Genomic DNA, 21,889 nt, shown 5'->3' with positions numbered 1-21,889 from the left:
CTCAGCTCGGCATCGGCCGCAGCGTGCCGCCGACCGGAATGCTCTTGGCTGCTTCGTCGTTGACGATGACCATCTCGTACTTGTACTTCTTGCCCTTGCCCCACTGGCCGAGCACCAACGGCGTCTTGCTCACGTTCTTGAACGGGCCCTGACCGCCCCACTTCACCGGGCCGACCACCGAATCGATCGACGTCGCGGCGACGGCATCGCGCACGTCGGACGCCTTCTGCGACTTGGCGCGCGACAGCGCATCGACCGCCACTTCGAAGAGCGCATGCGAAAAGCCGATCGGCTGCGTCCACTGCTTTTTCGTACCGGCTTCGTAAGCGTCGGCCAGCGCCTTGGCGCTCTGCTTGGTGAGGCTCGATGTGAACGGATGCGACGGGCTCCACCAGACTTCGGTCGACAGGCCATCGCCCAGATCGCCGAGCGCTTCAATGGCCCCCGGGAACAGCAGCGCTTTGCCGAGCGTAATGATCTTCGGCTTGAAACCCTGCTGTTTCGCTTGCGTCAAAAAGGTCTTGGCGTCCGGCGGAATCACCACCCCGGTGACGATCTCGACGCCGTCTTTCTTGAAGGCCGCGATCTGCGCACTGAAGTCCTGCGTGCCGTTCTGGAAGCGGCCGGGGTCGGTCAGGGTGAAGCCCATCTGCGCCAGCGGTTTGGGAAAGCCGAGCTCCTTGTCGCCCCAAGCGTTGCCGTCGCCATCGTTGGGGAACAGGCCGCCGACTTTCTTGTTTGTCGCCACCGTCTTCCAGCCATTGGTGTAGGTGGCGATGACGTCCTCGAGCCCCCAGAACACGTGGTAGGTCCAGTTGAAACCTTTGGCCGGGTCGCCCTTGCGCCCAAAGAACCAGGGCTGCCATGGCACCACGCTGGAGATGCAAGGCACCTCGTTCAGCTCGCACGCATCGCTCACCGGGTTGGCGGTTTCGGGCGTACCCGCGGTAAGCATGAGCGCGACCTTTTCTTTCAGGATCAGGTCGTTGGCGACTTCGCCGGCCCGGTTCGGATTCGACTGGCTGTCTTTCAGTACGATCTGCACCGCGTACTTTTTGCCGCCGACGTTGATGCCGTCCTTGAAGGCCGTCTTCATCTGTTCGATGACCCACTTGTCGGCTTCGCCGAACGGCGCGAGCGGGCCGGTCTGCGGCGACACGAACCCGATCTTTATCGTGTCGGCCGCGAACACCAGCGGCGTAGCGCCGGTGGCGGCGAGGGCCGCTGCGGCCTGGGTGAACTGTCTGCGATTGAAAGCCATGGTTGTCTCCTTCTTCGTTATGTCGTTGCACAAATTCGGTTGCTACCGGACGCCATCAGCGCGGCGGCTCGCCATCCCAGGCGCGCTGCAGCAGCGCGCGAATCGCGCCGCGTTCTGTCGGGCCAAAAGGCCGCGGGTTCCAGTACGGATTGCTCACCGCCAGGTCCGCTGCGCGGTCGAGGTCTTCGGCTCGCATGCCAATGTCTTTGAGCGCGGTGGGTGCGCCGTTGTCGCGCGCCAGCGCGTACAGCCCCGCCGCCGCTGACGCGCTGCCCAGCGCCTTGGCAATTCGCGCCATTGCAATCGGCGCCGCACCGGCATTGAAGGCCAGGGCATGTGGCAACACAACGGTGTGTACCTCCGCATGCGGGAGGTTGAAGCTGCCGCCCAGCGTGTGGCACAGCTTGTGGTGCAGCGCCATGCCCACGCTGCCGAGCACACTGCCGCACAGCCATGCGCCATAGAGCGCATCGGTGCGGGCATGGATGTCGAGCGCGTTTTTGCGGATCGACGGAAGCGCGCGTGCCATGGCTGTGATGCCTTCGACTGCCATCAGGTCCATCACCGGATTGCTGTCCTGCGCGTAGAGGCCTTCGGCCGCATGCGCGATGGCGTTGATGCCGCTGGTGACGCTCATCGCCAGCGGCAAGGTCTGCGAAAGCTCGGGGTCGTAGAGGACGGTGCGCGGCAGCACACGCGGGTCTTTGCCGGTCTTCTTCACGCCGGCTTCGGTGAGGCCGTAGATCGACTTCATCTCACTGCCGGCGTAGGTCGTCGGAATGGCGAGGATCGGCAAGCCCGAATCGAGTGCGATCGCCTTGCCCAGCCCGGTGGTCGATCCGCCGCCGATGGCGACGGCGCAGTCGGCGCCGAGCCGGCGTGCCACGTCACGTGCTTCGCGCGCCGTCTCGATCGGCACGTGCATCACGGCGCGGTCGAAGATGCCAGCGGCTTGCGTGCCGAGCATGTCGGCCACGCGCTCGGCCTGCGTGCGTTGCTCGGGCGTCGACAACACCAGCGCGCGGCACCCGCCGAGGGCGTCGATCTCGCGCGCCAGATGCTTCATCGACCCGATGCCGAACACCACGCGCTGCGAATGGCTGGTGTAGACGAAGTCTTGCATCGGAGCTTTCACTGCGGCTTTTTTCAACGTACGAAGTGCGGTGGAATCTGCGCGTCGATGTTGACCCACACACTCTTGACCTGGGTGTACTCGCGCATGGCGTCGAAGCCCATCTCGCGCCCGTAGCCGCTCTGCCCGACGCCACCGAACGGTGAGCCGGGACTGACGCGCTTGTAGCTGTTGATCCACACCATGCCGGCGTGCAGGTCACGCGCCATGCGGTGCGCACGTTGCAAGTTGCCGGTCCACAAGCCGCTGCCCAGGCCGTAGTCGGTGCCGTTGGCGATCTCCATCGCTTCCGCCTCGTCCTTGAAGGTGAGCACGGTGACGAAGGGACCGAACACTTCTTCCTGTGCAATGCGATCGCGTGACGAACGCGCCCGTACGATGGTCGGCTCGACATAGCAACCGGCCGCCAGGTCACCGCCCGGTGCGCGGCCTCCCACCAACACCTCGCCGCCCTGCTCGCGCGCGATGTCGACATACGCCAGCACGCGGTCTTTGTGCAGCGCGCTGGTGAGCGGGCCCATTTCGGTCGCGTCGTCGAGCGGGTTGCCGAGGCGGATCGACTGCGCCAGCGGGACGAACTTGTCGAGGAAGGCGTCGGCGATTTTCTCGTGCAGCATCAAGCGCGAACCTGCGATGCAGGCCTGCCCCTGGTTATGGAAAATTGCCCAGGCGCTGCCGTTGACGGCGGCCTGCAGGTTGGCGTCTTCGAACACGATGTTCGGGCCCTTGCCGCCGAGTTCGAGCTGCACCTTCTTGAGATTGCCAGCACTGGCTTGGACGATGCGGCGACCGGTCGCAGTGCTGCCGGTGAAGGCGATCTTGGCGATGTCCGGATGCTCGGCGATGCACTGGCCCGCCACGCTGCCGAGCCCCGGCAGCATATTGACCACGCCGGGTGGCATGCCGGCCTCGGCCATCAATTCTGCAATCTTCAAAGAGCTGAGCGGCGTGATCTCCGAGGGTTTCATCACGATGCAGTTGCCCGCAGCCAGCGCAGGCGCCATCTTCCAGCTGGTGAACATCAGTGGAAAGTTCCACGGCACGATCTGGCCGACGACGCCGACCGGCTCGCGCAGCGTGTAGTTCAGGAAGCCGGCCTCGACCGGAATCGTCTCGCCCTGGAACTTGTCGGCCATGCCACCGAAGTAGCGGAAGCACGCTGCCGTGCGCGGCACGTCGAGTTTGCGGGAGTCGCGTATCGGATGGCCGGTGTCGAGCGATTCGAGTCGCGCCAGTTCTTCGGTGTTGGCTTCGATCAGGTCGGCAAGCTTGAGCAGGATGCGTCCACGATCGGCGGCCGCCATGCGACTCCACGCGGGAAACGCCCGCTTCGCCGCAGCGACGGCCTTGTCGACGTCGGCCTTGCCGGCGAGTGCGACCTGGGCGATGGTCGAGTTGTCGTGCGGGTTGAGCGTAGCCAGCGTTTCGCCCGATTCGGCATCGACGAAGCGTCCGTCGATAAAGAGCTGGTGGCGAACAGGCGTGACAAGGCCAGCCGCGGCCTGAATGTCCGCAAGAGTCATGAAAAGGTTTTCCTTGGTGCGGTCGCGATGGACCGCATGGCTTCAGAACTGAACGGGGATCTCTGGGCTTTCGCCCTTCTGGATCTCGTGGACCAGGGTGGGCGAGCCGTTTTCCCAGACCAGCAGCATCGAGCGCTTGGGGCTGTAGCCCTGGTGCCGGCAATAGGCGGGCATGGCGGACATGTCTCCCGCCTTCATGATCACGCGGGCCATCGGCTTGCCGGTGTTCTTGTCGGCGCAGTCCCAATGGATTTCATCGGTCATCTGGAAAAACCACTCGACACGATCATTGCCATGAATGATCGGCAGCATGTGCTCTTCGGTGGTCGGGCACATGAAGCTGTGCTTCACCACCGAGGTGAAACTCGGGTTCCACGTCACTTGCGAGCGGCTCAAGAAGCCGAACAGGCTGAACGCATGGACTTCGTTCTCGAAGCCGGGCTCGGGATGCAGCTCGGGCTGAGACTGCGAGACGTCGGCGAAGGCCCGGTTGATCGGCGCCCCGCTTTCATCGCTGCGCAGATTCAGGTCGCCTTTGAGGCCGACGCAACGCGTGGCGAGTTCACGGGCTCGGGTGATCTTCGCGGTGTTGCTGCCGTTCTTGCGCCCGTAGGCGGAGCCGGTTTCCTGCGGGGCGGAGAACGGATCGAAGCTCTCGTTGGTCCAGTCGTCCAGCATCGCCTCGAAGGTGGCACGGATCTGTGCCGTCGGGAAGTTCTCCAGCATGTCGATGCCGGCGTCCTTCATGGTGCCGTTGAAACTGCCGGCGTACATGTCGACCGACTGGTAGTGGTTGACCGTGCCGAACACGTTGTCGAAGTTGACCCAGCCGTAGAAGAAGCCCCAGGCTACGTCGCGCATCAGTGCACGCAGGTAATTGCCGGCGTCCATCGTGTGGCTCATGGGCCGGCCGTCGCGCGTCTTCCAGTTGATATGGACGAAGTATTCGTCACGCCGAAAGCCGAAGCTGCCGAGCGAAAAATTCTTGTAGCCGAGTGAGGCGTCTGGCTGCGACGCGATCACCTTGGCGAGTTCTGCGGGTGCGTTCATGTGCGTGGCTCCTCAATCAGTGCGTTTGGCAGATATCGGCCCACTTCTCGATCGAGAGGTCGCCCTTGCAGGTCTGCAGCACGATCACGCCGGGCTCGCCGGGCGTACGGAACTGGTAGGCGGTGCTCTTGGGCAGCAGCGCCTGATGGCCGCGCGACAACTTCATCCAGCCCATCTTCTGGCCACGGGGTTCGCCCTCGACCCTTACCGCACCGTTCTTCTCGACGTCAGCAACGGCCTGCGCCGCGTCGAGCTTGATCAGGTGCACCTCGACCTCACCGTCCATCACCAGCGCGAACTCGTCGTGCGCACAGGTGTACCAAGGCGAAGTGCCCTCTGCGCGCAGCGTTTCGAGCACGTAGATCTGGTTCTGCCCGAACACGACTTTTTCGTAAGGCTTGCTCTTGCTCGCGATCTCGAAGCAGTTGGAAAACGCGTAGTGGCGCACGTCGTCGGAGATCGGCTCGACATGGCCCTTTTCAAAATTCTTCAGCGATCCGAAACGGGTCTGGTAGACGGCTGCCATGGGGTGTCTCCTTTGGTCATCCTGTGGTGGTCAACGAAGCGCCATCGTGGTGCTGCGGGATGCAGGCACTTTATGAAGCGGACCGGTTTTCCGGTAGGCCTTAAATGTGGCCCGCATTGTTCGGTGAATCCGGTCAATCGACAGGGTTTTCCCGGGGCTGTAACCCCTTGAAGACGCTCAGTCGAAAATCAGTTGCGCGGGCAACAAACCCTTGTCGACCATGGCTGCGTCCCATGGCGGCACGCGCGCGAAAGCTGCCACGATGTGTTCTATGAAGAGCTTGAGCTTGAACGCATTGCGCGACGTCCCGGCATAGACGGCGCTCAGCGAAAACGAAGACAACTGGTGCTGCGGCAGCACCACCTGAAGATCGCCTCGCAAGATCGCGTCGCCGGCGACGAGCGTCGGAAGGCACACGATACCGGCATGCTCCAGCGCATATTCCCGCAGCAGGTGGACGCTGTTGGTGAGCAGGCTGGCCGTCATGTACATGGTCACCTGTTCATCCGCGTGATGAAAGGTCCAGCGGTCGCGCGTGGGGTAGCCCGAGTAGAGCCCGAGCGTGTGCTTATGCAGTTCTCGCGGGCTCTCCGGCGTGCCGCGCGAACGCAGGTAGTCGGGCGTGGCGCAGAACACGCGACGCACAGGAAAGAGCGGGCGCGACACGAGATCGGTCGACGCCGCCGGAAAAATTTGCAGCGCGCAATCGACACCCGCCTTGACCGGATCCACAACGGCGTCGCTGACGATCAGCTCCAGATGAATGTCTGGATAACTCACCTGGAATTCGCGAAGCAAAGACGCGAAGTGACCCAGTACGAAGCCGGTGAGCGCATGCACGCGCAAGGTGCCCACCGGCCCGCTCTTGGCATCGCGCATCTGGTCGATGACGTCGTTCGCCCGTCCGACAAGTTCGGTGCAGTCGCGCAAGAAAGCCTGGCCCACATCGCTGAGCCGGACGACTCGTGTGCTCCGATGAAAGAGCGGTGCGCCGACATGGTCTTCGAGTTGCCTTACGCGGGCGGTGACGACCGAACGCGCGACGCGCATTTGTCGGGCGGCCTCGGCGAAGCTCTGTGTTTCGGCGACGCGGACGAATGTCTCTATGTTTTCTAGGCGGTCCATGCGCGGGAGGGTAACGCGTGTCGTGCGTTCGGTTTTGCGGCCACAGCTTTGCCCGCTTCAATCGACACGCCGGTTTGGTCAGCTTGTGGAAGGGTTCGGCCGTGCAGCATGGCGCACACATGAAAAATGCTCCGCGCCTTGGCCTGTCTCGCGCCGCAATGAAGCGGCTCGTAGGCCTCACCCTGATCCTCGCCGGCATGGGCCTGCTGATCGAAGGCGTGCGCGCCGTGCTGCTTCAGTAACGGCTTGCGTCGAGGTCTGCATGTGCGGCTGGCGTCGCCGCTGCACCCACCGGCCTGGCTGCTAGGTCGTCTTCTCGATCCGCCCACCCAGATACGCCGCCCGCACTTCGTCGTTCGACCACAGCTCCGCCGGCTTGCCTGACACCGCCAGTCGTCCGGTCTCCAGCACGTAACCGCGATCGGCCACCGACAGCGCCATGCGCGCGTTCTGCTCGACCAACAGCACTGTGGTGCCGCGCCGGCGGATCTCGCCGATGATCGAAAACACCTTTTGCACGATGACGGGCGCGAGTCCCAACGAAGGCTCGTCGAGCAGCAGCAAGCGCGGCTTGGCCATGAGGCCACGCGCCACGGCGACCATCTGCTGCTGTCCACCCGACAGCATCCAGCCGAGCGAATCGGCAAACGGTCGGATGTCGGGAAAAAGGTCGAACATCTCGTCGGATTCGCGGATCAGTTCAGCCTTGGCGATACGCCCGCGGTTCGACGCGCCAAGCATGATGTTCTCGCGCGCGGTGAGCCCCGGGAACAAACGTCGCCCCTCGGGCACATGGGCGATGCCGAGCTTGACGATGGTTTCCGGCCCGAGCCCGGCAATCGACTTGCCATCGAACAGCACCTCGCCGCTGGAGGGTTTGTTGAGCCCGGAGATCGCGCGCAGCGTGGTCGACTTGCCGGCTCCGTTAGCACCCAGCAGCGTGACGACTTCGCCGCTCTCGATCGACAGCGAGAGGCCGCGCAGCGCCTCGATCTCGCCGTAGCGGACGTTCAGCCCTTCAAGTGAAAGCAGGGGCATCGGGTTCCGTTCCGAGGTAGGCCGCGATGACGTCGGGCTGACGCAGCACGTCGGCCGCCACGCCATCGGCGATGCGGCGACCGAAGTTGAGCACGGTAATGCTTTCGGCGACCTCGGTCACCAGCGTCATGTCGTGATCGATGATCAAAATGGTCAGGCCCTTCGCGGCGATGCGTTTCAACAGATCGCGCAGATCTAGCTTTTCCGTCGAGTTGAGCCCGGCCGCAGGCTCGTCGAGCAGCAGCAACGTCGGGTTGCCGGCCAACGCCCGGGCAATCTCGATGAGACGTTGGTGCCCGTATGAAAAGCCGGTCACCAGTTCGTGTGCGCGCGCTTCGAGCCCGACGAATGCGAGCGCCGCGCGAGCGCGCTCGACCAGCGCCGCGTGACCCGAAGCAATCTGATTGCCGGGCTGCTCGGCACCGATGATCACGTTCTCCAGGGCCGTCATCGAGCGAAAGAGCCGAATGTTCTGGAAGGTGCGACCCAGCCCCGCGACCGTGCGCGCGTGAGGCGGCAGCGCCGTCACGTCGCGACCGCCGAGCAACACGCGACCCGAGGTCGCGGTGTAGATGCCCGACAGCACGTTGAGCGTGGTGGTCTTGCCCGAGCCGTTGGGTCCGATCAATGCATGAACCTGCCCACGCCGCACCGAAAACGAAATGCCATCGACCGCCTTCACGCCGCCAAAGTGCTTGCAGAGGTCTCGTACTTCGAGCGCCATCGGCGCGGCGTCGGCGCTGGCCGCATAGGCCGGCGCCAGCATCAGCTCGGCCGGCGCTCCGGCGAACGGCGGCGGTGCCAGCCAGCGGCGCACACGGTTCTGCACGAAGCCCCAGATGCCGTCGGGCATGTAGCGAATGATGAGGATGATCGAGAGCCCGTAGATCGCCAGGTACAGCCCCGGCACGCTCTTCAAAAAGCGCAGGCTCTCCGGCAGCACGATCAATAGGCCCGTGCCGATGAGCGCGCCGACCGGTGCCGCGACGCCACCGAGCAGCGTCATCGTGATGAAGACGATCGACTCGGCAAAGCTGAACTGGTCGGGACTCACGTAAGCGAAGCCGCCGGCAAACAGGCCACCGCCGATGCCGCCGAGCACGGCCGACAGCGCGAAGGCGGCGACCTTCACCTTGTAGACGTTGATGCCCGCGACGCCGGCGGCCAGTTCGTTGTCGCGCACCGCGCGCATCGAGCGGCCGAGCGGTGTTTGCGGCAGCCGCCACACCAGGTAGCCGATGACCGCGACCGCGAATACACAAACGCCGAGAAACGCCTGCGACGACTGGAACAGCAGCGGCCGCTGAATGCGCCCGACGCCATCGGGCCCGTGCGTCACCGGAATCCAGTTGACCATGATGAGCGTCACGATCTGCTGGAAGCTGATGGTCACCATCGCGAGGTAGTGACCGCCCAGCTTGAGCGTGGTCATGCCGAGCAAGGCACCCATTACCAGCGCGATGCCCGCGCCCATTGCCAGCGCAAGCCAGAAGTTCATGTGCAGGTCCGCGGTGCCGAGCCCGACCGCGTACGCGCCGAACCCGAAGAACGCCGCCTGCGCCAGATTGATTTGCCCACAGAGCCCGAGCACCACCGTCAGCCCGAACACCGCGATGGCGAAGGTCGATGTCTGCACCAGGATGTGGACCGTGTAGTCCTGCATCGGCACCAGCGTGACGAGTGCCACCGCTGCTGCCGCCAGGGCCGCGAAGCCCAGGGTACCCAACGTCTGCCGTGTGCTCGCCACGGCTATGCTTTCTCGGCCACGCGCTCGCCGAAGATGCCCTGCGGTCGAAAGATGAGGAACGCGACGAGCACCAGAAACGCGAAACCGTCCTTGTACGGAACCGAGATGTAGGCGGCACCGAAAGTCTCGATCACGCCGAGCGCGAGCCCACCGATGATCGCGCCCTTGACGTCACCGAAGCCGCCGATGATGGTGGCCGCAAAGGCCTTCAGCGCGATGGTCGAGCCCATCTGGATCGACACGAAAAGAATCGGCGCCACCAGAATGCCCGCCACGCCACCGAGCAGCGCCGAGTACACGAAGGTGAGCATGATCATCGCGGACACCGGGATGCCGAGCAACGACGCCATCTCCTTGTCTTGCGAGGTCGCCTGCAGTTTTTTGCCGAGCATGGTGCGCTCGAAAAACCAGAAGTTGAAGGCGACCAGAACCAGCGTCACCACCATGATGAGCAGGTACTGGCTGTCGAGGTACACCGGGCCGATCTGCAGGCCCGGCGTTTCGAACCAGCCTTCCAGCACCTGCGGTTGCGGCCCGTACAGCGCGAGCACCGAGTTGGACAGGAAGATGGACGCGCCGATCGTTGCGATGATCACCGGCAAAAACGTGCGGTTGCGCAGCGGGTAGTACACGCCGAGGTTGAACACCGCACCGAGCAGCGCCATGCCGGTGAGCGCCGCGAGAAAGGCCCAGCCGTACGGCCACTTGAGGTCGACGGCGAAGACGACCATGAGGTACGCGCCGACCATCGAGAACTCGCCCTGGGCAAAGTTGACGACGTTGGTCGCGCGAAAGATCAAGACGAAGCCAAGAGCGACCAGCGCGTACACCGCGCCGATGCCCAAGCCCGTGAAGAAGAGCTGAAGGGCGAGATCCATCGCGGATCAGGTGCCCGACTCGACGTGCTTGTCGAAGACGATGTTGCCCTTGTCGTTCTTCACGATGTTGTAGCCATGCAGGCCGTCGCCGTTGGCGTCGAAGTTGTACTCGCCCTCGGCGCCGGCGTGTTTTCGGATCGCCAGGATGGCCTCGCGCACGGCGACGGGATCGGTCTTGCCGGCTTTGTTGATCGCCATGCACAGCACGGTGATGGCGTCGTAGGTCCATGACGACTGGTTGTCGGGCGCGACCTTGGCGACATCGCGGTAGGCCTTGCCGAACGCCTTGGAGGCCGGGCTCGACTCCTCGGCGTAGTCCGCCACGCCGTAAGTGCCGTAGAGCGCCGGGCCGGCGAGCTTCAAGGCCGTGATGTTCACGATCGATGGCGAGCCGATGTAGGGAATGGTCACGCCGAGTTGGCGCAGTTGCCGGGCGAACACGCCGAGGTCGTTTTCGAACGTGAAGTAGGAGCCGAGGATGTCGGCGCCCGACTGCTTGATGGCGAGCACCACCGGCGTGAAGTCCTGGCTCTGGTTGGCGTAGCCCTGATCGAGCGCGATGGTCGTGCCTTCGTGTTTGGCTAGGCCTGCCGTCAGCGCCTTGCCGCCCGCCGTGCCAAAAGCGTCCGTCGAATGCACGATCGCCCACTTTTTCTTGCCGAGCGTCTTGACGCCGTATTCGGCGATGACGCTGCCCGAGTACGAGTCGTTGGGACGAAAGCGAAACAGCCACTGGTTGCCCATGTGCGTGAGCGTCGGGTCGGTGCCACCGATCATCACCGGCTTGCCGATCTTCATCACGTCGGGTGCCATCGCGTGGACTTGCGTCGAACGAATCGAGCCGAGGAAGCCGACGATATCGGTCTGTGAGGCCAACTTGGAAAATGCCAGCACGATGCCCGGATTGGTGGTCTGGTCGTCTTCGACGATCAGTTCGACCTGCTTGCCAAGCACGCCGCCTGCCTTGTTCACAGCTTCGATCGCGAGCTTGGCCCCGATCTGTGCATACCTGCCCGACTCAGCGGCCGGACCGGTCACCGGCGCGCACATGCCGATCTTGATGGTGGCACCCTGCGCCCACGCCTGACCCATGAAGCCGGGCAATGCAATGCTCGCGGTGACAGCACCGGAAAGAGCCCCTGAAAACTTGCGGCGGGAAATGCCGGAGGTGTGGCTGATGGTCATGACGTCCTATGGGTGTGCGGCACCGCTGTATCGCGGCATCGTTGTCTCAACGGGCAATGTATTTCAGCGCCCGGCAAAACCGACCGAGGGTATTCATCCATGACCGGCACTACGTTGCGTGGTGTCGGTGTCGAAGCTCGCTGGCGCGGCGTCCGCTATCGGTCCGTCAGGACGGCCACATCGACTGGTCGTCGGCTGCCGAATTCCAGAACTTCCACCACGGCCGCGCAATCGGCGGCTTCTCGGGCGGCAGTTGTTGCATCTGGCTCGCCCGCAGGCGTCGCCTGCGTTCGACTTCCAGTGCATGCGCGATGCCAAAGGCTTCTCGGTCACCACGTGCCGCCTGCGCACGCCAGCTCGCAGCGAGGCTCGCGAGTGCATCGTCATCGATGTGGGCGAGTTGCGGCGGCGTTGGCACGGTGGTCATGGGAAGTCGAAGATAACGCACTAACGCGACGTCGAGTCGGCGGACACGCCGGAGTTACCTATTTCATACGCTCCCTGCAATAGAACGGCGTCTTTTCTGACACGGGTTTGTAAGGGTGGGCTGCCCACAGCAGCGCTTCCGGTCCATTGTCACGTGGCAGCGCCCGCCTGCGGCTCTCCGTAAGAGACCGTCAAGCGGCAGGGCCGGTCGCTAATCGGCTGCTGGCGTCACGCCACCTTCGGACAGGCGCAGCACGGCTCGCTTCATGTGGCGCGTGGCCATGCGCCGCGCACGCGCGCTGTCGTGTTCGGCGATGGCCTGCACGATGTCCGCGTGCTCAGCCCGAACGGCATTCGCGAAGTCCGACCGGCGTGCCTCGTTGGCCCGCGTCACGCGCATCGCGTCGCGAAGGTATTGCTCGATGAAGCCGATGAACAATCCGAACTGTGGATTGCCGGTCGCCTCTGCAATCTTGCGGTGGAACAACAAATCCTCGGCGACACCGTCGGCTCCGGCGGCGGTTGCAGCGTCGAGCGCCTTCAATGCCATGCGCATTGACCGCACCTGCGTCGCGGTCGCCCGCTCGGCCGCGAGTGCCGCCATCTCTCCCTCGAGCGCACGACGCACCTCGACCACCTGGACAACGGACAAGGGAGAAGTCAGCACGCGCGAATCGAACACCAGCGGTTGCGTCGTCGAAGGCGGCTGAACGAATGCGCCGGAGCCCTGGCGCGAGCGCAACAGCCCGCGCGAGCGAAGCAGGTGCAAGGCCTCGCGCACGACGCTGCGCGACACGCCGTGGGCATTGGCGAGGTGCGCTTCCGTCGGCAAACGATCGCCGGGTCGCAATTCGCCCAGTTCGATCTGCGAAGCGAGAATCGAGGCCAGTCGATCCGACAACCGGTCGACCGACAGCAGGCGGCCCGGGGCGGGGGCGGCCGGCAGGTTCATCGTGCTGGCGATGCGCTCGGCCTGCGGGCCGCGCTTCATTCCGAGTGCCGGCGCCCACGCCCGTAGACGAGCAGCATCGCGATGATGACCACGCCATAGATCACCTGACGGCCCATCTCCGGAATCTGCATCACCGACAGGATCGATTGCAGCAGGGTGATCATCACCACGCCGACGACGGTGCCGAGGTAGGAGCCTCGTCCACCCAATATGTTGGTGCCGCCCAGCACCACCGCTGCGATGGCAGGTAACTGGTAGGCGTCGCCCATTGCCTGGTAAGCCTTGGTCGAATAGCCGGTGAGCAGTACACCGGCCGCGGCCGAGCATGCCCCGGCGATGACGAAGCACAGCAGGGTGACTCGTCGCGTGTCGATGCCGGACAGGTAGGCCGCGCGTTCGCGGTTTCCGACGGCATAGATCGAGCGGCCCAGCGTCGTGCGGTGCAGCAGGAACATGGTCGCAGCGCCGACGACAGCCCACACCAGCAACGCATTCGGCAAGCCGAACACCAGCCGCCCGGTCGCCAGTTCGTGCATCGCAGGGGTCGCCCGGTCTTGCGGCGCAAAGCCACCGGTCTGCAGCACGATCAGGCCCTGGGCGACGGCGTTGATGCCCAGAGTGAAGATCATCGAGGGCACCCGCAGGTACGCCACGCCGATGCCATTGAGCAAGCCCAGCATCGCGCCGCATCCGATGCCGAAAGGAATGGCCAGCAACGCGCCGGTGTCGCCCCACCAGCCTGCCGCGGCAGTCGACATCATGCCGCCCACCGTGACGACCCACGGCACCGAAAGATCGATACCACCCAGCAGGATGACGAGCATCGCGCCGGTCGCAACCACGCCAAGGAAGGAGGCGATCTGCAATTGCAGCAACAGATAGTCGGCCGAAAGAAAGTTGCGGGAATACAGGCTGCCGATCAGCAGGAGGCCGAGCGTGCACAGCGCGCCCGCCACCACCGGCAGATGGCCTGAATCGCGAAGTCGCAGCACGAGGGTCGTCATGCGCGCGTCATCTGAACATGTCGAGCCGGTTGTCGAGCCTGAGCAGGCGGAGCGAACCGAGGCTGACCGCCACCAGCAGGATCACGCCCTGAAACAACGGCTGCCACAACGGCTCGAGGTCGAAAACGAAAAGCAGGTCACCGATGGTGCGAAGCGTGAAGGCGCCGAAGATCGATCCGATGGCGCTGCCGGCGCCTCCCGACAGCACTGTGCCGCCGATCACGACGGCGGCGATCGCATTGAGCGTATAGACGCCGCCGATGGCCGCCGAGGCTTCGCCCGAGAAGGTGACGAAGGTCAGCAGCAGACCCCCCACGGCGGCCAGAAAGCCGGCCAGCGTGTACGCGACGATCCTTGCCCGGCCAATTGCAACGCCGGACATGTAGGTCGCGGCTTCCGACGACCCGATGGCCAGCGCAGCGCGGCCGACGACCGAGCGGCTGTACGGGACCCACACCAGCAGCACCACGGCGAGCAGCACGACCAGCATCGTCGGCACACCGCCAGGCAACGCACCGGTGAGCGCCTCGGCGAGATCGGCCTGCACGTCGCCACCGGGTACCGGCCGTAGGCCGAGGGAGAAGCCGAAATAGATGATGCCGGTGGCCAGCGTCGTGATGATCGGCTGCAGCCTTCCGTAGACGATGATCGCGCCGTTCACGAAGCCGCAGGCAGCCCCTGCCGCCAGCACTGCAATCACGCCGACGGCCGCCTGCAACGGCGTACCGACCACCAAATGCGACGCGAGGCAATTGGCCAGCACGAACACCATGCCGACCGAGAGGTCGATGCCTCCCGTCAGGACCACGAGCGTCTGGGCCATCGCGACGATGGCCAGCAGCACGCCCTTGTTCGCCGCCGTCGTCAAAACAGGCACCGTCCATCCGACCTGGTGCTTGGCAATGTAGAGCGCGAAAATCACGACGAACAAGGCCACTGCGATCAGCGTGGCACGGTGTTCGCGCAGACGGTAGTACGCGTCGGAGTGCATCAGGCGGTCTCGGCCTCGAGGTTGAGCGCGCTCGACACCAGCGCGTGTTCGGTGAGTTCGGCGCCGGCCAGCCAGCGCACGATGCGCCCGTCGAAGAACACCGCGACCCGATCGCAGCAGCCGATGAGCTCCGCATAGTCCGTGGAATACAGCATGACCGCGGCGCCCGCGGCAGCGAGTTCGCGCAGCAGCGCGTAGATCTCCTGCTTGGTACCGACGTCGATGCCGCGAGTCGGGTCGCTGAGCAACAAGACGCGCGGCGCGTTCATCAACCACTTGCCGATGACGACCTTCTGCTGGTTGCCACCCGACAGCGTGCCGACGGGCACGCGCACGTTCGACACCTTGATCGACAGCCGTCGCACCATCTCCGCCACGGCTTTGTCCTCGACCGCGGTCGCGACCACACCCATGCGGCTCAGGCGATCGAGCGCCGCGAAGCTGAGGTTGTCGTTGACCGACATGGGCAGCATCAGCCCGTCGGTCTTGCGGTCTTCGGGCACCAGGGCGATGCCCACCTCGGTGCTCTTGGCGTGTCGGGGATTGCGGACCTTGACCGGCCGGCCCTCCAGCAAGAGTTCGCCGGCCGCACCGCGCAACACGCCGAACAGGGCCAGGAACAACTCGCGCTGCCCCTGACCATCCAGGCCGCCGAGGCCCACGATCTCGCCAGGCCGCACGGCGATGTCGATGTCGTGAAGACGGCCGTTCCACGACAGGCCGCGTACCTCGAGCGCCGGCGTGCCGGAGGGGTCGCAAGGTGCGGGCTTGGGGGGGTACGCATGCGCGATGTCGCGCCCGATCATCATTTCCACGGTCTGCGCATCGCTCTGCGTCCCGGCCGCGAAGGTGGCCACGTGGCTGCCGTTGCGAAACACGGAACAGTCGTCAGCAAGTTCCTTGATCTCGTTCATGCGGTGCGAGATGTAGACGATCGCCATGCCTTCGCTGCGCAGCCGATTGAGCAGCGTGAACACGCGCTTCACGTCGGCCGCGGTCAGCGCCGAAGTGGCTTCGTCGAGGATCAGGATCTTCGGTTCGCGCGCCAGGGCTTTCGCGATCTCGACCATTTGCCGACGGGAGAGCGTGAGGCTCTCCACGGGCGCGAGCGGATGGATGTCTTCGGCACCCGCTCGCGCCAATGCGGCTTCGGCCACGCGACGTTGTGCCTTGCGATCGACCAGGCCGAAGCGCGTGGGTGGATCGGTGATGCAGATGTTGTCTGCCACGCTCAGATCGGGCATGAGCGACAGTTCCTGAAAGATGCAGGCGATGCCGGCGCGCACCGCCTGCTGCGGGTGCGCGAACCGACGCTCCACGCCTTCGAGGACGATCCGGCCTTCGTCCGGCTGGACTACACCGGACATGACCTTGATCAGTGTCGACTTGCCCGCCCCGTTCTCGCCCAGCAATGCATGAATGCGCCCAGGCGCGACGGCAAAGCTGGCGTGCTCGAGCGCACGCACGCCGCCGTAGCGCTTGGCCACGTCGATAAGTTGCAGGATCGGCTCCACGGCGTCGAGTGCGCGGTGTGGCCTAGTTATTCTTCTCGTCCTTGGACATGATGTCCGTGGCCTTCAGGTTCACACCGCAGTCGGGGAACTCGTTGGTAGTGAAGAAGTTATCGCTCAGGTCGGGGTAGTAGGTCTCGCCCGCCTTGAAGTTCGGATGGCTGGTCTGCGGAATCGGCACCGAGATCAACTGCGGCATGACCTTGCCCTGCAGGGCGGACACGGCGGCTTTCATAGAGATCGCGACCAGTCCGGGAGACTGGCCGATCGATGCGCACAACAAGCCGTCTTTCGCATTGGCGACGCACAGTTTGCGAAAACCGTTCTCGTCGGCACCCGACACGGGGATCATCGGATGCTTCGCGTCGATGAGCGCACGCACGGCACCCGTGGAGCCGGCCTGCACGAACATCGCGTCGAACTTCTTGTGCACGGACACGGCATCCGCAACCGCCTTCTGCGCTGTTCCGTCGTCCCAGTTGCCGACGACCTCGATGATTTCGAACTTGTTGCCCGGCGCCTCGACGGACTTCCTGAACCCGAGGTGACGGTCGCGGTCGACCGAGTTGCCCGGCAGGCCGCGCACTTCCAACAGCTTTCCTGTCTTGCCTTTCAGGTTCTTCAACAGCCAATCGCCAGACTGCGACCCAATCGAGGTCTGGTCCTCGTTGACCATCATGACCTGGTCGGAATCGAGCACGTTGTCGAACGGCACGATCACCACGCCCGCCGCGTTGGCACGCTTGATTACCGGACCGAAGGCCGACGGGTTGACCGCCAGCGTGATGATCGCGTCGTAGCCGGAGTTGATGAAGTTGTCCATCGCCGCGATCTGGGCCGCCACGTCCGTGCCCGTCGACACGATCTTGAACTCCTTGACCTGCGACTTCATGTCGGGCGTCGCGGCATAAGCCTTCGCCATCTTGATCATCTGGATGCGCCAGGTATTGCCTACGAAGCCGTTGGCCAGCGCGATGCGATAAGGCCCCTTCTTGGCAGGCCACTGGAAGTATTTGGTGCTGGCGTCCCAAGGCTTGAAGCAACCGGGGTTTTCGCCGGGGCCACTGACCACGGCAGGACCTGCGGCAAACGCTGCGGTAGATGCCACGAGTGCCGCCGTCGCGGCGATGCGAGTGAGGAAGGTCATTTTTGTCTCCTGTTATTTTTGAAAGACTGCTCGAGGCAAACCAACGCTCACACGGTCGCAACCGGGCAGTGCCAACCGGTCAAGTCGTCCATTGAGCAGGTTGGCAGGTCATCATACAAATCCCGGAGTGAAACGATTGAGGACTAACCCTCGCCTCTTTCGATCAACGCAACAAGGCATTCGCTATCAAGCTGGCAGTCGCCGCCCTCATCATTCGCGCGAAGCTGACCACCTAGTCAGCTACCAGCTCGCAGGCCTTCACTGCGGCGGTATCCACAGCGACCTGGCCACCAACGGACAGCAACCGCAAGCCCCTACCCCAAGGACGGGCTGCTCAGGGTGGCGATAGGGGCCATGCGTTTGAAGCGACATCACCGAGCGCTTGATGCCGCGCACCAATTGACGTCCGACTTCCGCTTGCGACTGGCCGCGGTCGTTCGCCCGCAACTACGGCAATGTCCAACTCAAAAGTACCGCGAGGGCGATGCCTCCCATCAGCAAAATGACCGGGCGCGCCCATAGGTTTCGCTTCGTCTCGCCGACGGGCGTCGGCGTCTTCTCAAGGGTGCTGTATTCAGTGTTCATGGAAGGATCCTAGCTGCCTTCGGCTACCCTGTAATAACAGGCTTGAGCGCTTCCATCTCAGCCACCATGAAGTCGAAGAAGGCACTCACACGAGCCGTCTTCCGTATCTCCGGCATCGCCAACAGCCGCCAGTCCCGCGATAACTCAGCGACCGGTCCGAGCACGCGGACCAGCTCCGCTTCCGAGTCGCCCAACGCCGTCGGCAACGGGCCGATGCCCACGCCCGCCTTCACCGACAGCAGCAGGCCGAGCACGCTGTCGTTGCGTGCCACCACGGTGGCATCGGGTGCTACCTGGCGCAGCCACTGGCTCGCGCGGTGGGCCGCCATCGATTCCTCGAATGCCACGATCGGGTGAGCAGAAAGCTCTTGGACACTCGACGGCTTTCCGTGTCGCGCCACGTAGTTCTTGCTGGCATAAACGGCCCACAGCGAGTCGCCCACCTTGCGCCCCACCAGCACGCCATCGTCGGTGTCCCCGGACCGCAGTGCGACATCGGCGCCTCCGGCACGCAGGTCGATGTACTTGTCGCTCATCACGAACTCGACGTGCAAGCCGGGGTGCTGCGCACTGAAGCGGTCGAGCAGGCCTGATCGCGTGAGGCGATTGACCAGAGGCTCCGGGCAGGTGAGCCGGATCGCACCTGCCGCATTGCGCCTGGAGACAGAGAGCGCCTGCTCGAAGGCCTGCACGGCGCACTCGACTTGCTGCGCCGCCTCGAGCATCTCGGCACCGAAATCGGTGAGCCGGTAGCCGCTGGTATGACGCTGAACCAGGGCACGCCCGATATGTCGCTCCAGCGCGGTCAGTCGCCGCTGAACGGTCGATTGGTCGACTTCCAAAGCCCGGCCTGCGGCAAGGGTGCTGCCGTGCCGGGCCACCGCCACCAGGTACTTCAGGTCATTCCAGTCGAGCATGCTCCGTTATGCACTACTGCGGCCCCGTTCTGCAAGTCTGCGCCTTGTGGCGGGCTGGTTGCATGCTTACGCTGAGTCTCCGAATCACATCGCCGCAACCATGAAGACACACGCCCTCGCGACTGGCTTAGTGCATCGCAGCACGAACGGCCTGAACAGCTTTATGCCAAGGCGCAGCGTGCTGATCGCCGTCGCCACCGCCGCCGCCACGCTCGTCAGCCCGTTCGGCTTCGCGCAAACCCCGTCGACACCCAGGCGCGAGCGGCTTCGAATCATTTGCACCGGCCCCGCAGGCAGCGTGCCGGACACCATCGCGCGTCGCTTCGCCGAAGAACTCACGGGCGTGTTCGCGCAGCAGGTCGTCGTCGACAACCGCGCGGGTGCGGCGGGGCAAATCGCGGTGCAGGCACTCAAGTCGGCACCACCCGATGGCTCGACCTGGCTGCTTGGTCAGGGCGCGCTCGCCAGCCTCTACCCCACGCTCTACGAGAAGCTCGGCTACGAACCTGCGCGCGATCTTCGGCCGGTTTCGCTTGCCGCGGAAATGAACCTCGGCGTGGTCGTTGGCCCGGCAGTGCCGGCCGATGTCGACAGCATCGCATCGCTGATCGACTGGATGCGGCGCAACCCTGCTTCGGCCAATGCGGCATCACCGGGAACCGGCACCCTGCCGCACATCCTGGAGGCGATGCTGTTCGACAAGGCCGGCCTGGACTGGCGCCATGTGCCATACCCCGGCGGGCCGCCGGCCATGGTCGCGCTGCTCGGCGGCCAGGTCGCGGTGCTGGTGCTGCCGGAAGGGCTGCTGTTACCGCACCTGGCGAATTTGGCGAATTCGACGAGTCCGCCGAGTGCAGCTGGCGCCCGCCTGCGAATGCTCGGCACCTCGGGACTCGAGCGCAGCCGGTTTTCGCCGGGCGTGCCAACGCTGGTCGAGCAAGGCTACGCACGATCGGAAATGCGCGAGTGGTTCGCCTTCTTCCTGCCGGGTGGCGCATCGGCCAGCGTGGCAGAAGAAGCCTCGGCGGCAGTGAACACTGTCGTCGCTCGCGAGGAACTGGGGCGGCGATTCCATGACGCGGCGATGGTCGCCGTGCACAGCACGCCGGCACAACTCGCCGCGAAGGTCGACGAAGACCGACGGGCCTGGGCGCCGCTGCTGGTCAGCGCCGGTATCCGGGGCGACTGAACGGGCCGACGCGCGGAGGCCGGCAACGCGTTGTGTCCACCACGGCTTTCACCACGAGTGCGCGAAGACGGGCCGCTGCGATGCCACGAAGGCCGCCTGCAGGCGCCGAACGATGCGGACCGGCACATAGCCGTGCGGCGCACGCCGCGCCACCTCGCGTTGCGAGACTGGCGCAATGCGCCAGACCGATGCCGTGCGTGCAATCACGCATCGGGCTTGCGCAGTGGGGACGAGGAGCATGTGAGATTCCGGGGATCGTGAAGAAAAGGAACGAGGGGCAAGCCAGCGGATTCTGGAGACGCGCAGGCCAGTCGCAAACGAACGAATTCGTGTTTGCTGATGCGTTTTTCGTTGCAGCCGCACGCCCGCTGTCTGTGCTTGAACTCGCGAGTTTTTGCGAGGTCCACTCAGATCATTCCCTTATTTGAAAGCAACGAATCGGTAGTTCGGAATTCGAAAGCACGCGCACAGAATTGAAGGCCAGCTGCCTGCTGGCACTGCTTCTTTTTTCTGGGTTCCATGAATTTCCAACAGTTGCGCTCCGTGCGCGAAGCCGTGCGATGCGGCTTCAATCTCACCGAAGCGGCGCATGCGCTGCACACCTCGCAGCCCGGCGTTAGCCGACAGATTCGCGAACTCGAAGACGAGTTGGGCATCGCCCTCTTCGCGCGCGCAGGCAAGCGATTGACCGGGCTCACCGCGCCCGGTGGTCACCTGCTGCCGATCATCGAGCGCGTGCTGATGGAGAGCCAGAACTTGCGCCAGGCCGGTAAGGAATTCCTGGCGCAAGAAGACGGCTTGCTCTCCATCGCCGCGACGCATTCGCAGGCCCGCTACGCCCTGCCGATGGCGGTGCAGGAGTTTCGCAGCCGCTTCCCCAACGTGCAGTTGCACCTGCGCCAGGGATCGCCGCAGCAAGTCGCTCAGATGCTGCTCGAAGGCGAGGCCGATGTCGGCATCGCCACCGAAGCGCTGGGCGACTACACGCAGCTCGTGGCGCTGCCGTGCTTTCGCTGGACGCATTCATTGATCGTGCCGCCAGGCCATGCGCTGCTCGAAGGGCCGCTCACCATCGAGCGCCTGGCGGGCTATCCGCTCGTCACCTACGACAGCGGCTTCACGGGACGCACGCGTATCGATCAGGCTTTCGCCGAGGCCGGCCTCAAGCCGGACCTGGCCATCACGGCGATGGATGCCGATGTCATCAAGACCTATGTCGAACTGGGCGTGGGCGTCGGCATCGTCGCCAGCATTGCCTTCGAAGCCGAGCGCGATCTCAGACTGCGCGCGGTCGACGTCGGACATCTGTTCGGCATCAACCTCACCAAGCTGGCGGTGCGCCGTGGCGCTTATCTGCGGTCCTATGTCTACGCTTTCATCGAAGCCTTCTCGCCGACGCTGACGCGACCGGCCGTTGAAGATGCACTTGCCGCATTGGGTCCGCTTGGAAATGGCACAGCAGATGAAGGCGAAGCGCTGCCCGAGTCGGCACTGGCACAACTGCTATCGCGTTCGCCGGGCGCTGGCGGCTCGATTCCCGCACGGCATTGAGTCGAAGTTCGATGTCATCTACAACTCCTTTCGCTGCCGCCGCTGTCCCTCGCCCTTCCACCGCATTCTCTTCACAGCAACTCGCCGAACGCTTTCACCCGATCTTCAAGCGCATCGCCGGAGCAGTTTTTCGATCTCCTGATCCAGCTCG

22 protein-coding genes are annotated in these 21,889 nt (G+C 64.3%); 3 read left to right on the top strand and 19 right to left on the bottom strand.

Annotated elements, in window-relative coordinates; all coding sequences use genetic code 11:
- Window position 1: 1 nt before the first annotated feature.
- The 6 genes from QN413_RS09535 to QN413_RS09510 form a co-directional block, all read right to left on the bottom strand.
- On the bottom strand, window positions 2-1,261 hold the full coding sequence (locus tag QN413_RS09535) for an ABC transporter substrate-binding protein (protein ID WP_323496376.1): 1,260 nt from the start codon (window positions 1,259-1,261) through the stop codon (window positions 2-4).
- 55 nt (window positions 1,262-1,316) lie between these two features.
- Complete coding sequence (locus QN413_RS09530) at window positions 1,317-2,384, bottom strand: maleylacetate reductase (RefSeq protein WP_323496504.1); 1,068 nt, start codon at window positions 2,382-2,384, stop codon at window positions 1,317-1,319.
- A gap of 23 nt (window positions 2,385-2,407) precedes the next feature.
- On the bottom strand, window positions 2,408-3,916 hold the full coding sequence (locus QN413_RS09525; protein WP_323496375.1) for an aldehyde dehydrogenase family protein: 1,509 nt from the start codon (window positions 3,914-3,916) through the stop codon (window positions 2,408-2,410).
- 42 nt (window positions 3,917-3,958) lie between these two features.
- The gene (locus tag QN413_RS09520; RefSeq protein WP_187052528.1) at window positions 3,959-4,966 is read right to left on the bottom strand and encodes a hydroxyquinol 1,2-dioxygenase; all 1,008 of its coding nucleotides are present in this window, start codon (window positions 4,964-4,966) and stop codon (window positions 3,959-3,961) included.
- A 16-nt stretch (window positions 4,967-4,982) separates the two neighbouring features.
- Window positions 4,983-5,492, bottom strand: a complete 510-nt coding sequence (locus QN413_RS09515) for a hydroxyquinol 1,2-dioxygenase (protein ID WP_323496374.1) — start codon at window positions 5,490-5,492, stop codon at window positions 4,983-4,985.
- 177 nt (window positions 5,493-5,669) lie between these two features.
- On the bottom strand, window positions 5,670-6,617 hold the full coding sequence (locus tag QN413_RS09510; RefSeq protein WP_187052530.1) for a LysR family transcriptional regulator: 948 nt from the start codon (window positions 6,615-6,617) through the stop codon (window positions 5,670-5,672).
- A 119-nt stretch (window positions 6,618-6,736) separates the two neighbouring features.
- Here QN413_RS09510 and QN413_RS09505 point away from each other — a divergent pair, with 119 nt between their 5' ends.
- Complete coding sequence (locus QN413_RS09505; RefSeq protein ID WP_323496373.1) at window positions 6,737-6,859, top strand: hypothetical protein; 123 nt, start codon at window positions 6,737-6,739, stop codon at window positions 6,857-6,859.
- A 61-nt stretch (window positions 6,860-6,920) separates the two neighbouring features.
- Here the strand turns inward: QN413_RS09505 and QN413_RS09500 are convergent, their stop codons facing one another.
- The 12 genes from QN413_RS09500 to QN413_RS09445 all read right to left on the bottom strand — a co-directional run bounded on the left by QN413_RS09500 (window position 6,921) and on the right by QN413_RS09445 (window position 18,998).
- Window positions 6,921-7,655, bottom strand: coding sequence for an ABC transporter ATP-binding protein (locus QN413_RS09500; RefSeq protein ID WP_187052531.1), 735 nt, complete (start codon window positions 7,653-7,655; stop codon window positions 6,921-6,923).
- Window positions 7,636-9,402 carry a branched-chain amino acid ABC transporter ATP-binding protein/permease gene (locus tag QN413_RS09495; protein WP_323496372.1) on the bottom strand — a complete coding sequence of 589 codons (1,767 nt, stop codon included), beginning with the start codon at window positions 9,400-9,402 and terminating at the stop codon, window positions 7,636-7,638. The genes QN413_RS09500 and QN413_RS09495 overlap by 20 nt, the downstream gene beginning before the upstream one ends.
- A 2-nt stretch (window positions 9,403-9,404) precedes the next feature.
- Complete coding sequence (locus tag QN413_RS09490) at window positions 9,405-10,280, bottom strand: branched-chain amino acid ABC transporter permease (RefSeq protein WP_323496371.1); 876 nt, start codon at window positions 10,278-10,280, stop codon at window positions 9,405-9,407.
- A gap of 6 nt (window positions 10,281-10,286) precedes the next feature.
- Window positions 10,287-11,465, bottom strand: a complete 1,179-nt coding sequence (locus tag QN413_RS09485; protein WP_323496370.1) for an ABC transporter substrate-binding protein — start codon at window positions 11,463-11,465, stop codon at window positions 10,287-10,289.
- A 166-nt stretch (window positions 11,466-11,631) separates the two neighbouring features.
- Window positions 11,632-11,892, bottom strand: a complete 261-nt coding sequence (locus tag QN413_RS09480; RefSeq protein WP_187052534.1) for a hypothetical protein — start codon at window positions 11,890-11,892, stop codon at window positions 11,632-11,634.
- A 210-nt stretch (window positions 11,893-12,102) separates the two neighbouring features.
- Window positions 12,103-12,882, bottom strand: a complete 780-nt coding sequence (locus QN413_RS09475) for a FadR/GntR family transcriptional regulator (protein WP_323496369.1) — start codon at window positions 12,880-12,882, stop codon at window positions 12,103-12,105.
- On the bottom strand, window positions 12,879-13,847 hold the full coding sequence (locus QN413_RS09470; RefSeq protein ID WP_187052537.1) for an ABC transporter permease: 969 nt from the start codon (window positions 13,845-13,847) through the stop codon (window positions 12,879-12,881). The genes QN413_RS09475 and QN413_RS09470 overlap by 4 nt, the downstream gene beginning before the upstream one ends.
- 7 nt (window positions 13,848-13,854) lie before the next feature.
- The gene (locus QN413_RS09465; protein WP_323496368.1) at window positions 13,855-14,838 is read right to left on the bottom strand and encodes an ABC transporter permease; all 984 of its coding nucleotides are present in this window, start codon (window positions 14,836-14,838) and stop codon (window positions 13,855-13,857) included.
- Window positions 14,838-16,352 (bottom strand): sugar ABC transporter ATP-binding protein, encoded by a 1,515-nt coding sequence (locus QN413_RS09460; protein ID WP_323496367.1) that lies wholly within the window; start codon window positions 16,350-16,352, stop codon window positions 14,838-14,840. The genes QN413_RS09465 and QN413_RS09460 overlap by 1 nt, the downstream gene beginning before the upstream one ends.
- 22 nt (window positions 16,353-16,374) lie before the next feature.
- Window positions 16,375-17,496, bottom strand: coding sequence for a sugar ABC transporter substrate-binding protein (locus QN413_RS09455; protein ID WP_323496366.1), 1,122 nt, complete (start codon window positions 17,494-17,496; stop codon window positions 16,375-16,377).
- A 447-nt stretch (window positions 17,497-17,943) separates the two neighbouring features.
- The gene (locus tag QN413_RS09450) at window positions 17,944-18,081 is read right to left on the bottom strand and encodes a hypothetical protein (RefSeq protein WP_187052541.1); all 138 of its coding nucleotides are present in this window, start codon (window positions 18,079-18,081) and stop codon (window positions 17,944-17,946) included.
- Window positions 18,082-18,104: 23 nt separating this feature from the next.
- Entirely contained in the window at window positions 18,105-18,998 is an 894-nt protein-coding gene (locus QN413_RS09445) for a LysR family transcriptional regulator (RefSeq protein ID WP_323496365.1), read from the bottom strand.
- A gap of 100 nt (window positions 18,999-19,098) precedes the next feature.
- On the opposite strand from QN413_RS09445, the gene QN413_RS09440 reads away from it, so the two are divergent.
- Entirely contained in the window at window positions 19,099-20,187 is a 1,089-nt protein-coding gene (locus QN413_RS09440) for a tripartite tricarboxylate transporter substrate-binding protein (protein ID WP_323496364.1), read from the top strand.
- A 48-nt stretch (window positions 20,188-20,235) separates the two neighbouring features.
- Here the strand turns inward: QN413_RS09440 and QN413_RS09435 are convergent, their stop codons facing one another.
- Window positions 20,236-20,427: a hypothetical protein gene (locus tag QN413_RS09435; RefSeq protein ID WP_323496363.1), complete on the bottom strand. Its 192-nt coding sequence runs from the start codon at window positions 20,425-20,427 to the stop codon at window positions 20,236-20,238.
- A 279-nt stretch (window positions 20,428-20,706) separates the two neighbouring features.
- Here QN413_RS09435 and QN413_RS09430 point away from each other — a divergent pair, with 279 nt between their 5' ends.
- Window positions 20,707-21,738 (top strand): CysB family HTH-type transcriptional regulator, encoded by a 1,032-nt coding sequence (locus tag QN413_RS09430; RefSeq protein WP_323496362.1) that lies wholly within the window; start codon window positions 20,707-20,709, stop codon window positions 21,736-21,738.
- Window positions 21,739-21,889: the final 151 nt, after the last annotated feature.

Source organism: Variovorax sp. LG9.2 (assembly GCF_035018885.1).
Classification (GTDB): Bacteria; Pseudomonadota; Gammaproteobacteria; order Burkholderiales; family Burkholderiaceae_C; genus Variovorax.
The sequence above is the reverse complement of the archived record's forward strand: the minus strand, read 5'-3'. Positions and strand labels throughout refer to the sequence as shown.